Source organism: Mojavia sp., from assembly GCF_059505145.1.
In genome coordinates, this window is sequence record NZ_JCACKA010000035.1 from 167,970 (window position 1) to 180,945 (window position 12,976).

The 12,976-nt window shown below is 39.3% G+C and carries 11 protein-coding genes; 5 read left to right on the forward strand and 6 right to left on the reverse strand.

Going from position 1 to position 12,976, the window contains the following annotated elements; genetic code table 11:
- Positions 1-83 precede the first annotated feature (83 nt).
- Positions 84-1,265 (forward strand): patatin-like phospholipase family protein, encoded by a 1,182-nt coding sequence (locus AC5JL8_RS06285; protein WP_495878915.1) that lies wholly within the window; start codon positions 84-86, stop codon positions 1,263-1,265.
- A 1,468-nt stretch (positions 1,266-2,733) separates the two neighbouring features.
- Here AC5JL8_RS06285 and tsaE read toward each other — a convergent pair.
- Entirely contained in the window at positions 2,734-3,243 is a 510-nt protein-coding gene (gene tsaE / locus AC5JL8_RS06290) for a tRNA (adenosine(37)-N6)-threonylcarbamoyltransferase complex ATPase subunit type 1 TsaE (RefSeq protein ID WP_495878916.1), read from the reverse strand.
- A complete protein-coding gene (locus tag AC5JL8_RS06295; RefSeq protein WP_495878917.1) occupies positions 3,233-4,603 on the reverse strand; it encodes a gluconeogenesis factor YvcK family protein in 1,371 nt (456 codons plus the stop codon). Before AC5JL8_RS06295 ends, tsaE begins: the two co-directional genes overlap by 11 nt.
- A 174-nt stretch (positions 4,604-4,777) precedes the next feature.
- Between AC5JL8_RS06295 and ruvC the strand changes: the two genes are divergently transcribed.
- The 4 genes from ruvC (at position 4,778) to AC5JL8_RS06315 (ending at position 9,146) form a co-directional block, all read left to right on the forward strand.
- Positions 4,778-5,269, forward strand: a complete 492-nt coding sequence (ruvC, locus tag AC5JL8_RS06300; RefSeq protein WP_495878918.1) for a crossover junction endodeoxyribonuclease RuvC — start codon at positions 4,778-4,780, stop codon at positions 5,267-5,269.
- A 158-nt stretch (positions 5,270-5,427) separates the two neighbouring features.
- Positions 5,428-6,732, forward strand: coding sequence for a hypothetical protein (locus AC5JL8_RS06305; RefSeq protein WP_495878919.1), 1,305 nt, complete (start codon positions 5,428-5,430; stop codon positions 6,730-6,732).
- A gap of 91 nt (positions 6,733-6,823) precedes the next feature.
- Positions 6,824-8,272 carry a DUF3131 domain-containing protein gene (locus tag AC5JL8_RS06310; protein WP_495878920.1) on the forward strand — a complete coding sequence of 483 codons (1,449 nt, stop codon included), beginning with the start codon at positions 6,824-6,826 and terminating at the stop codon, positions 8,270-8,272.
- 76 nt (positions 8,273-8,348) lie between these two features.
- Positions 8,349-9,146, forward strand: coding sequence for a DUF3131 domain-containing protein (locus AC5JL8_RS06315; protein ID WP_495878921.1), 798 nt, complete (start codon positions 8,349-8,351; stop codon positions 9,144-9,146).
- On the opposite strand, the gene AC5JL8_RS06320 is transcribed toward AC5JL8_RS06315, so the two are convergent.
- The 4 genes from AC5JL8_RS06320 to AC5JL8_RS06335 all read right to left on the reverse strand — a co-directional run.
- Positions 9,086-9,892, reverse strand: coding sequence for a carbon-nitrogen hydrolase family protein (locus AC5JL8_RS06320; RefSeq protein WP_495878922.1), 807 nt, complete (start codon positions 9,890-9,892; stop codon positions 9,086-9,088). The two genes, AC5JL8_RS06315 and AC5JL8_RS06320, sit on opposite strands and share 61 nt — an antisense overlap.
- A 250-nt stretch (positions 9,893-10,142) precedes the next feature.
- Positions 10,143-10,832: a serine O-acetyltransferase gene (gene cysE, locus AC5JL8_RS06325; RefSeq protein WP_495878937.1), complete on the reverse strand. Its 690-nt coding sequence runs from the start codon at positions 10,830-10,832 to the stop codon at positions 10,143-10,145.
- A 286-nt stretch (positions 10,833-11,118) separates the two neighbouring features.
- Positions 11,119-11,601, reverse strand: a complete 483-nt coding sequence (locus tag AC5JL8_RS06330; RefSeq protein WP_495878923.1) for a ferric reductase-like transmembrane domain-containing protein — start codon at positions 11,599-11,601, stop codon at positions 11,119-11,121.
- A gap of 259 nt (positions 11,602-11,860) precedes the next feature.
- The coding region (locus AC5JL8_RS06335) for a vanadium-dependent haloperoxidase (protein ID WP_495878924.1) at positions 11,861-12,976 on the reverse strand (1,116 nt) is incomplete at its 5' end.

The following is a 12,976-nucleotide window of genomic DNA, read 5'->3' on the forward strand; positions in this document are numbered from 1 at the left end:
TGCAAGCACTTTATCAGGGTAATCCATTCCCTAAAATACTATGCCCGAAACAACCACTATATATGTAAGTTAGGAGAATCACTATGTCATTCAAAATCCTCTGTTTGGATGGTGGTGGTATGCGTGGAGTCATCACAGCACGTATCCTTCAAGAAGTTGAACGCCAGATCAAGAAACATAAAGGTCAGGCTTTACATGAATACTTCGATATGATTGCTGGTACTTCTACTGGTTCAATTCTAGCAGCAGGAATTTCTTTAGGCAAAACGAGTGCAGAATTAATCGACCTATATGTTAACGAGGGTCAACATATATTCCCTATTCAACGAAAAAACCGCTATAAAATATTTCCTGCCGCAATACAACCTATTCTTGAAGCACTGTCACCAACTAAATATTCTCATCAGGGCCTAGTTAAAGTTCTGATAAATAATTTAGGAACCAGCACAATTCAAGATATTAGTAGCCCCATTATTTTAATTCTTGCTTACGATACGCTTTATCGCAACACAACATTCTTTACGAATTGTCACCCAGATTTGGGATACCGTTGGTACGATGAATGTTCTTTATGGGAAATATGTGCCGCTTCTTCATCAGCGCCTACGTTTTTTCCACCTTATAAATTACAACCTGTCAATAAAGAGAAGTTTGGTAATTGGGTATTTCCTCACATTGATGGTGGAGTATCGGCTAATAACCCTGCTTTGGCGGCCCTCAGTTTAGTGATGCGGATTAGTCAATCTTCAGATAAGCTTGTCTCTTCAGAAACGAAGCGAAAATATAAATTGGAGAATCTACAGCTTGAAGATATTGCTATCCTTTCTATTGGTACTGGTCAAACTGGTGAACCATATCAATTTGAGGATATAACCCGATGGAAACCATTAGATTGGGCACAACATATTACTGATATCTTTATGGAGCCTACATCTGAAATTAATAGCACTATTTGTCGGCAAATCATGGGTGGATATGAGTCTAAACGTTACTTACGTCTTCAATTTGAATTAAATGAAAAATTTAAACCTAAATTAAATGAGACACATAAAGACACTCGCGTTGTATTGCCACCAGACGAGCGTGTAAATAAGTATATAGGTAAAAAACTTAGTGAAGATATGGATAATGCTCATCAGGATGTTATTCAGCAATTTCTAGACGCTACACATGCATTTATTAATGAAGGCCGTATTTACTATACTAGAGACAATTTTGGCCCTAGAGTAAAAGATGCGATCGCTTCTTTTATTGCTGTTAATTAGTGCATATACTTATATAGCAATCCTAAATGATTTGTAAAATTAATCGTTGAGGTAGGTAACAGGGAACAGGGAAGAAGGATTTACAAATGTAGTTTGTAAGTATATTAGCAACATATACATTTCACCTTGTTTGATAAAAATCTCGTAAACTACGAGATTTTTGCGTATTCATACGAGCTAAAATAGTTAGTTTTGCTTTTACTGCACTACTCTATATATAATATAAGAATATCTTCTCAAAAAATCTTAATAAATTAATTTCATTAATCATTGATATGGAGTTTTATATATAGCTCCTGAGACAATACGCTTCAATTAACGGTAGCCGTTACCCTCAAGGATCGGCTGGTTTTATCAAGACAGCCCCAGGTATTGGTTCCTGCGGGTTTATATGAAAACTGAAAATTACTAACTGAAGCATATTAGTTTAATTTATAGATAAATAAGAATGTTTACCTAGAATTTGTTATTTTTTTAACTTTTCTTAATTAGCTTTCGGTATTCAGGTATTTAAATTTGCTTTCTAAGTAATTATATAAGAGCTAACTAGAATAAATAAATTAATAAAGTTCTGTAAAAACTCTGTTTTCAAGTAATCCTGAGTTTATATATCCTGAATACATACACCTTAAATCTGCCTTTAAGCTTCTAAATAATAGCTGCCTCTACAAGTATTGCACTAAGTAAATTGTTAGTGTTTGGTAATTTATACCAATAGAAAGCTAACGATTATCTCAACACCCAATCATCCATATGATGAAATCATTAAGGATGGACAAGTATCATCGCAGATTACAAATTTGAGAAATATTGGAAGGAGAAATGTAACTAATTTTTAGCCGAAATTTTTCTGAAATGCAGGTATTGATAAAGCTGGTATTACCTAGATGCCGCCTGCCAAAAAGAACACTCTTGAGATGTTTTTGAGAAATTTACACTGCATCTACTAAGAATTCCTGAACTGAGCAAAAAACTTAGTAGATATTAGTGTGTGTCCAATTACTGTTAATCACATAAATACGGCAACAATGTTCAATAATATGTGCGATGAGCGTGGTAGCGGCAGATAGAACGAGTATAAAATCCTTTCTTGACTATTTGCCAAAGTTGATAAAGTAAGTAAAGATTTCTTAGCTGTAATGCTGATCGTTGGCTCGAAAAATTGCTGAGTCATTGAAGTTCGAGCAGCAGAAGCCGCCGTTCTAACTTCTCGCTGAGTAAAAATATTAGTGCCAATTCTCTTTTTGACCGCTACAAATTATTTACTCCAGCCCCCCTGCTGCCTATTTGTAGCGACGTTAAAGTGAAATGGTCAGGACTTATGCATGAAAACGGAAAATCAAAGGTTTGGGTGGGTAGGGTATGAAGATGTAGGGGTGTATTTGTGCAAAAGCCTTGCAACCTCATACCCTTAGACTCAGCCTCAATGAAGTGGTTTGCAAGGCGCGGGCTGGAGGTAAAGAAAACATTACAGAGTAGCGATTACTTCACTAAGGGCGCAATTGCAAAGAGTAATTTCAGCTTGGCGATCGCCTTCATTGCCGTAAGTCAAATATACGCTAATATAACTACTTGGTTTGTAGGGCATCCTTTCTGCCCACTCGATCGCCACAATTCCCGGCGTAACCTCAAAACCTTCCCAATAAGTTTCCAAGTTTAAGGTAGCGACTTCTGGTGATTCTAAGCGATATAAATCCAAGTGGTAAAGCGGGAGACGTCCCTGTGTGTACTCATTAATCAGAGTAAAGGTAGGACTTACAATCGATTCAGTAATTCCCAAACCTTTGCCGATACCTTGCACCAAAGTAGTTTTGCCAGCACCTAAATCGCCTTCAAGTAAAATTACACTGCCAACCGTTAAAGATTGACCAAAAGCAATACCTAAATTGAAAGTTGCCTCTGCATCTGCAAGCACAATTTTTTTAGTGAAGTTGAGATGCGATCGCCCTGTTTCCTCAATTTTGAATTCATCTACCATGATGAGCTCCACTGTACCACCGTAACAACACCCGTGCTAATTTTTGAGGATTGTGACGTACACAACCAATTTCATCTTCAAACAAAATATTAGCCGGGACAATTCTTCGCCCTAACAAAGTTACAGCTTCGCGATCTAAAAAGACGGGATGGGAATTCTGCTGGGCATAGCGAAGCAGTGACTTAGCAGAAGGTGGTTTTTTGTGTACCAGTACAGCATCAAATAATCGTCTTTGACCGCAAGCTGCATCAATTGATCTGATGTGGTCAGAAACAGTGTATCCCTCTGTTTCTCCTGGTTGAGTCATGATGTTGCAGACATAAATGCGGGGGGCATCTGTTTGGGCGATCGCGTCAGCTATCTCTGGCACTAACAAGTTAGGAATCAAACTAGTATAAAGGCTCCCAGGGCCAATGATGATGTAATCAGCTTCTTTAATCGCCTTAATAGCTGCTGGTAAAGCTGGCGGATTAGCAGGAATGCAACCAATCTTCACAATTCTACCCCCAGCCTTGGGGATACTCGATTCTCCCTCAATCCGGCGACCATCGGCCAATTCTGCCCAGAGACGAACATCGCTGAGGGTTGCTGGCAAGACTTGTCCCCGTACCGCCAGCACTTTGGAACTAGCTGCAACTGCTTGTTCCAAGTCACCAGTAATATCGCTCATCGCTGTTAAAAACAGATTGCCAAAACTATGACCACTTAAGCCATCTCCAGCACGAAAGCGGTATTGAAATAATTCTGTTAGTAACTTTTCTTCATCTGCTAGTGCTGCTAAACAATTGCGAATATCTCCTGGTGGTAGGACTCCAAATTCTTGGCGTAATCGACCAGAAGACCCACCATCATCAGCTACAGTGACAATTGCTGTAATATTGGCACTGTAAGTTTTCAATCCCCGCAGTAAAGTAGAAAGACCTGTGCCACCGCCAATAACGACTATTTTCGGGCCTCGATACAATCGGCGATGTGCCAGAAGCACATCAATAAGTTCTTCTTCGCCTTCTGGTCTTAGTACTTTAGTAATTGAACCTACAGTGCGACTTTGCCCCCAAAGTAGCAACAGTAAACCGAACAGCAGTACCAAAGGCCCACTGATATAGTTGGGTAAGATATCGGTGATGAATCCCAGAAACCCTCTAAGCAACTCTATTGTCCAAAAAATGGGGGTCAGCTTAATCCAAATAGCTAACCCCAAACTCGCAAGCAGTACACCCCCGACACTAATTAATAACCAGCGTTTGACCGATAGCCCAGGGGATAACCACTTGAACCACTGGTTAACACGATAGGAAGTGCGGCTGCGTGACTGTTGTTGCAAGGCGTGGAGGGCTTGTCTGAGAAAACCGATTGACATACCTGATTCGGAGCAATGGTACAAACAATAATTAACAGAAAATGTACACTACGTGGTTTAAACACCAAGCGTAGAGTTATTACAATTTTCAATTCCCTTAGACTTTGAGTAAACCGTCAAAGTTGCCAGTATTCCCAGTAAGACAACACCCTTGTTTGGTAAAAGTTAAGTGTAATGGATAAACGAATTTTAGGATTAGATCCGGGACTGGCGATTTTAGGATTTGGAGTCATTACCTGCCAACAAAATCAAGCCAAGGTACAAGACACATCTGTCAATATGCTCGATTTTGGTGTCATCAGTACGCCTGCAAATGCGGAAATGGGGCAGCGGCTGTGTACCATATTTGACGATTTGCACACTCTGATAAAGGAATTGCAACCTGATTTGGTTGCCATTGAGAAATTGTTCTTCTATCGTATGTCAAATACTATCTTGGTTGCACAAGCACGGGGTGTAGTTATGTTAGTTTTAGCACAACATAGGCTACCGTATGTAGAATTTACCCCAGCCCAAATTAAACAAGCGTTAACCGGATATGGTAATGCCGAAAAGTACGAAGTGCAAGAGGCGGTGGCGCGGGAATTAAATTTAGATGCAATTCCCAAGCCAGATGATGCAGCCGATGCTTTGGCGGTAGCCCTAACAGCGTGGTTTCAGGTTTGATGTTGTATAACGAGAATAATTCACTGAACTGAAAAATAAATAGTTATTATATCTATTTAATTTATGGTTATAGGGGTAATCACTTGAACCGAGCAACCTTGACTTTGGTTAAGCGATCGCTTGACACTCAACCTTACAACAAGCGGTCTTGACAGTAAATGACAGACACTTTGAGAATTTGTTTCTCTGTCTATTGGCAGACTTCTTGCCCAAGATTTATTTTGCTGTACCTACGGCTGCAATTGGTAATAATCTGGAGTTTTGCTTTTTGGAGTTTATCCGCAACTAAATTACAAGCTTCGCAACCAGATGCAAACTTAAACTCACTTTCACAAGTAAAAGAACAAATTACGACTGTTCCTAACTTAGAAAATCTAAACAAAGAATTTCACAGTCGCATTGAAAGCTATTCTGCTTTAACTGGCTATCAATTCGCACCACCACCTATTTTAATTGCTGCACCAGAAAATTTCAGCCCTGGTCTGCGTGTAGTACCACCCACACCCCCACCACCGCCACCAGAAAAATTACAACCACCACCAACTACAACGCAACCAGTACAGCCATTTGCGGTTTTGGAAAATATCCAAACAGACTTTCGCAACGATAGTAATAACTTTGGTCAAAGCAAACAATTTATTGAACCAACGGCTCAATTTCGGCTGCAAAATGGTAACAGAATACGGTTGAAAACAGGTTTTAATTCTTTTAGCGAAACTGGTAGTGAATCAATTACTAATATTCCCTTACAACTGGGTTGGGAAGGCAAAATAGGAGATGTAAAACTGCAAACAGCAATGGGAGTTGATCTGTTTAATCGTCTACCCACAGCTATTAATTTAAATGCTAATGCAGAGATAGTTATTATACCGCCAAAGGTTTCGCCATCGGGCAAATTAACATCACTTTTAACTCTATCAGGCAATTTAGAACAGGGGCCCTATAAGTTCAATGTTCAAACTTTAGAAAATCAAATTACTGCTTGGCGATTTGGGCCGAATTTGTTTTGGCAGATTGATGGTGACACTAGCTTTTTTTCGTTATATCGCTTTAGCAGTTATAACGATGATAATTCAGAGCATCAGTCTTTTAGTCGATTAGAGCGTAAATTTGGTCAGTTTTCCCTAGCAGCTAACTTGTTTACGTGGAACTACGCACGCAATCTAGAACGTCAAAGTGGGTATTTTTCGCCACCAGATTTTCTCGTTTATAATGCTGAACTAGCTTGGCAGGGAGATATATTTAATTTTTTAAGTTGCCGTCTTGCTACCAATCTAGGTCAACAGCGACTGAACGGTAAAATCGATAACGCCAATAGTTACCAAGCTCGTTGTACTGCCAAGCTTTCACCCAATTTTGAGGCAGACTTTGGCTATGGATTTAGTAATGTCCGCAATCTAGATACTGGAGGAAGTGCTTACAATAACAATTATTTTACAGGGCAGTTACGGTTGAAATTTTAACTATAATGTGTATTATTTTATAGTTGTTAGCAAGAGAAATTGCTATGTTTAGTTAATTAGTATTAATTAATACAAGGAGGCTTGAATATAAATGACGTCTGATTTCGAGCCACCGCCTAAAAGCTGGTCACTACTAGCTTCTGTTGGAGGGGTGGTTACATCTGTAATTGCGATCGCTGGTCTAAATTATTGGTCTGGGCACTTGTCTCATACTTCTATTGTGCAAAAAACAGAAATTTTAAAAGCTAAATCTGATACTTCTAGTCAAGAACCTATAGAAGTTGCCAAACTTGACAACCAATCCTTGGTTTTGCCTGGTACAACTCTTCCTCCTAGTCAACTGACAACTGCCAAAACTCCTTATGTTGCTCCTGGGGTGGGAGTATTAACACCAAAAGAAATTGCGATCGCCAATCAAGCTTGGTTATACTTCCAGCGCAACTGGAACGACGAAACAGGCTTAGTCAATTCTGTTGATGGTTTTGCTTCTGTAACTATGTGGGATCAAGCAGCTGCTTGCGCTGCTTTGGTCAGTGCTAGAGAACTCAAAATTGTATCTGCAACTGAATTTGATGCCAAGATGAGCAAGATGTTGCAGACTTTAGCATCTATACCTTTATATAAAGGGGAACTGCCCAACAAAGTCTACAACTCTAAAACCCTGATACCCGTGAATTATGGTCAACTAGAAAAACGGGAAGAAATTGGGTGGTCAGCTATTGATTTAGGACGGTTGGCAATCTGGCTAAAAATTGTCGGGGCAAAGTATCCCCAGTTGCGACCACAGACAGAAGCTGTCTGGAAGCATTGGCGAGTTACACGTCTGACAAAAAATGGCCAAATGTATGGTACTGCTGTCGTTAAAGGAAAAGAACAGTACAAGCAAGAAGGCCGCTTAGGCTATGAAAATTATGCCGCCTATGGTTTAAAACTGTGGGGATTGGATGTCAAACAAGCCTTAAATTACCAGTCTCACGCTGCCTTTGCCAATCTTTACGGCAAGGGAGTACCCTATGACCAGCGTAACTATGAAAATTCGGGAGCTAACAACTACGTTCTTAGCGAACCCTATATTCTCGACGGTATCGAAACTGGGTTTCAAGCTTTACCTAAAACTTATGCGGATCGAGTTTTAGCTGCTCAAGAAGCTCGCTATCAGGCTACAAATCAATTAACTGCTGTTACAGAAGATAACTTAGATCGTCCTCCCTACTTTGTTTATGGCAGCTTGTTTGTTAATGGCGAACCTTGGGCTACCATCACAGATACCAGAGAAAAACACAACAATTTACGCTTTCTCAGTGCCAAAGCTGCTATTGGTTGGCATGTACTTTATAACACTGCTTATACCCATCAATTATTTAATTTCGTCCAAACGAATCTTAAATCTGAGCAAGGCTGGTATAACGGCTTCTACGAATCTTTAAAACAGCCGAATAAAAGTCTCACAGCTAATAATAATGGTGTCATTCTTGAGAGTTTGCTTTATAAACAAGTTGGCAAGCCACTCACAGTTTGGTCAGGGGTAAAAGCACAATAAGGCAGAGAACAGAATGATTATTTCTGAGGACTTATAGATCCCTGACTTATTTGAATAAGTCGGGGATCTGAATTCCTTGCAACTTATCATAACTAATACCATAAACAGCATCAGCACTAAAGCAGCATTTGGCTGGCGTTATCTTTTTCCCAATAACGCTTATGCTCAACAAATTTTTGATGCAGTGAAGAATCTGCGTAGCCCTGATGGTGGTGGCTTCTATGCTGGACTGTATGAGGAATCGAAACAACCAAATAAAGCTCTGACGGGTAATACCAATGGGCTGATTATGGAGATTTTGTACTACAAAGCTAGAGGTAATCGCCCACTTATTGGCCCTAGTGGAGTCAGTTTTGCGCCTTCACAGTCGCAATCCAAACCATCAGCTACCACGCCTCCAACTCCAACTCCTACTCCCACAGCTAAAGTTAATCCACCCGCTACTCCAGCAGCAGTGACAATTTCACCGATTCCGCCAGTGGGGAAACCGCAACCATCGTCTGATCTAGCGCTGGCTCAACCTTTAACAGTCATTCAAAAACGTTATGCGGCGGCGGCTTGGGCATATTTTCAAGCTAATTATCAGTCTGCAACAGGGTTAGTAAGCGATCGCTCTGATGTCAAAGGCGCAACTCTCTGGGGATTGGGAGATTATTTAGCAGCACTACACGCAGCACAGGCACTCAATATTATCTCGCCTACAGAATTTGACCTGCGTACCCGCAAACTTTTAGCCGCCCTTGGTCAGATGGCTTTTATTAGTGCCATTCTTAACTATCCCAGATTGCCCATAAGAGTAACTAACAACTTGGCTTATGTAAAAACTCGATGTTGTAGCGAAGGCATTTGGGAGCGAACTTGCTCAAGACGATAGGGGTTGATTTCAGCGATCGCTACTCCTGGTTTATCGCCAGCATCAGCTAAAATCACTCCCCAAGGATCAATAATCATTGCATGTCCGTAGGTATGGCGTTGAGCATAGTTAAGCCCTGTTTGGGCTGGAGCAATAATATAGCAAGTATTTTCAATGGCTCTTGCTTGCAGTAGCACTTGCCAGTGGTCTTTCCCAGTAAAAGCAGCGGGAACAAATATAATATCTCCGCCTTTATCTGCTATGTGCCGATATAGTTCAGGGAAACGTACATCATAGCAAATAGAGACTCCTATATTACCTAACTCTTGCGAAAAATACATTGAAGGTAAATTCTTTCCAGGTACAACAGTGCTGGATTCTCTATAACTGTTGCCATCAGGAACGTTCACATCAAATAAATGTATCTTCTGATAATGAATAATTTCTTGCCCGCTAGGATCAACGAGTATAGCAGTGTTATGTACTTTCCCTCGCTCATTTGCGGGGATTGGAAAACCACCACCTAAAATGGTAATTTGAAAACGTTGAGCCATTTGTTTGAGAAATTTTTCACTTGCAGAAGCGATCGCTTCTGCTTGAGCGAGCTTATCGTTCACTTCTCCCATAAAGGAAAAGTTTTCTGGCAAACCCACTAATTTAGCACCCTGATGCACAGCCATCTGGATTAGTTTCTCAGCCTCAGCCAAGTTTTGTTCTAGATTAGGCACACTGGTCATTTGAATGGCGACAGCTAGATAAGACTTCATAAATTCAATAGTGAAGAGTAGTTTTAAAACAGTAACTTGGATACTAAATGCAAAACTTAATGTCTAGCAAGACATTTAATTTAGCAGTAAATTTTGACATGGCTTTAACAGCATTTACATTTAACCTGATATTTGCCTGAATCAAACTTATAATTATGGCAGTATCACATTGAATAGATATTTTTTGATTGTGAGTGTTAGTTGTTTCTCATAGCTAGAAGTAGCAGCTAAAGTTATCTAACAAACTTCATTAACAGGAAGTTTTGAACAATTCAATTGTTGCAGACTTATCTTTATTTTGAAGTAACAATACCTTCAAAAGCTCAATCTCTTGCTCTAAAATTTGCACTCTATTAAACAACGAATAAATAATTTCGGCTTCTGGATCTGGTAACTTTTGATGAGCAAGAAAACCAGTTGATTTTCCAGAAGAGCGAACTATTCGACCTGGAACACCTACTACAGTGCAATTAGAAGGAATATCTTGTAAAACAACAGAACCTGCACCTATGCGAACGCGATCGCCAATTTCGATGTTTCCTAAAACCTTTGCCCCAGCACCTACGATGACATGCTTTCCAAGGCTGGGGTGGCGTTTACCTGTTTCTTTACCAGTACCACCAAGAGTAACCCCTTGATAAATTAAGGCGTAGTCTCCTACAATCGCAGTCTCTCCAATCACAACTCCCATCCCGTGGTCAATAAACACATGGGTGCCAATTATCGCTCCTGGATGAATTTCTATTCCTGTCAACAAACGTCCAAAGTGCGAAATTAAGCGGGGAATTAACGGCAACCTTAAGCAATACAACCAGTGAGCTACTCGATAAAAAAATAGTGCCTGCAAACCAGGATAGCAAAACAAGACTTCCAGCCAATTGCTTGCAGCCGGGTCTTGCTCGAAAATAATTTGAAAATCAGCCTTGAGAGTATTTAGCAGCATTTTAAACAAATTAAGTTCTTTTGTGTAGAATTCCATTTAACTCGCTCAAAAAAAAGAATGCTTCTGTTGACAAAAATCCAAAAACTTATTTTTTAGTAAAATTAAGTTCATGTCTGATTATAATTAGTGATGCTAAAAAAATATTTTATAAATAAATTTCAATAAATTTACTTTTAATCTTTTATCCTATATTTTAACCAAGAAATTATAAAAAATCCGATATTTATTAATGACAATAGTACCGCAAATGGTGTTATATAACTCCAACTTAGTGACATTTTATCTAAAATATGCCAAGGCAAAAAAATACTACTAAATAAGTTAATTGATGTATTGTTTTCCAATTATGTTTTAGTGTTTTTACACTCCAATCATTTGACGTAATTGCCAAAATAGTAAAAATGAATAGTATAGATATACCTTGAAAATATTCAAGGTAAGTTAGAGGGTCAAGCAAATTAATATTTTTTTGTATTAACATTAATAAACCATAATTTGATCCAAAATAAAAAGCACTAATTCCTATATATCGGCGTTTTTTAAGTAAAAACATCATAGATTTACTATTTTTAAATAACGGAAAAACTGTTTTATATATACTTGGTACTAATGTTGCTATATAAGCAAGTAATGCAAATAAACCTAGAAGATTAGCTAAAGGAGCTGGAGTGCAAAAAAGTGCAAGAAATAAAGTAATCAAGTAGGCAGATAAAGCTAACAGCACTAAAACAACATAAGATTTGGTATTTACAATTACTTGTCGCATAATCCTTTTGCTTTAATTAGTTTTGGTAATGCTTACTGCGAATGCAACTAGTTAACTGGAGAACCCTAAAATATGGAAAATAGAATTTAGCTGCAATTTAAGTAGCTAATTGCTCGATTAACTTGTCTTGGAAGTTGTAATAGAATTACAAATTAGGGTAGGTATGAATAAGGTAATTGGCTAACACCTTAGACCTACCCTATGATTAAGAACTGCTCAATTTGACTGCTGAACAATGTAGATAAAACTTTCAGTTACACTACACCAACACATTATTAAATACGTAATTTCCTACAGATGTACCTGCAATTAACCCAGCCTCACTCGATGAGGACAAATGAATCCCACCGTAAAAACGGCTGATGGAATTTTCTTCCACAAAATCTCTAAAGCCTTGAAAGGAACGAGCAACACCAGGCAATTCTTGCGAAGGGATAGTAAAACTTATGTTGTCAGTGCCATAGAAAGAAGCTAAAACTGTACCAGCAGCAGCGCCTAATGCAGAGTGCGCTGCCATGTAGTCAGGATGTGGTGGGGTGTCTAGCAGTGATTTCCAATTAGGGTCTTGAATCGTGTATGGATTACCATTCGTATTAGCTTCTCGAATGCCAGTAATAGGTCGCCATTGATTGTAAGTATACTTGACATCAAATGCAACGACACCGGCATCAGCTATAGCCATATTCATGAGTGCAAACAATCGGGCGTTTTCTGCCAGGGTATTGCCTTGTTGTAATGCTACATCTTGAGCGATTAGATTATAAGGTTCCCCAAAGGTAGATGAGCGATCATAAGACCAGAATTTAGCTATTTCAGTTTGCTCTGGGGTGCGGATAATTTGAGTAACCTCAGTATTTTCTAAACCACCGAATAACCGAAGTTGTTCCAATTCTTCTGCATACTGGATACTATCCAATGCTGGGGGCCCATCCACTCCAGTACCCTCTAAAACATCTTCTACACTAGATATTGCAAATGGAGTAACATCACCCCACCCAGGCAATAATGCGTCACCTCCAATTTCATCTGTACTACTGTTAATAGTCGGCCGCCAGACCCCAGGAGTAGGTTGCACTGTATAAGGTTTAAAAAATGCTTCTGGTGCGCTATCATTACTTCGTGATTCCAGTATTTGATTAGCGACACGTACTCCTAAATTATAACCAGCTTCTTTAGCTTTGCTGTCAGGAATTTCTGCTAAGGATCTAATCTTTTGTACCTCGAATGCGGCTGCTTCGCCTGGGTAAAGATTGATTAGTGTTTCGTAGGCTGCTCCAACTACTGCTGCTTCGGATGACGCACCGACTGTTTCTGACGAATCTATAGAACCCATTTGGGATCTTTGATAACGAGCTAAGATTAGAAATAAATGCCG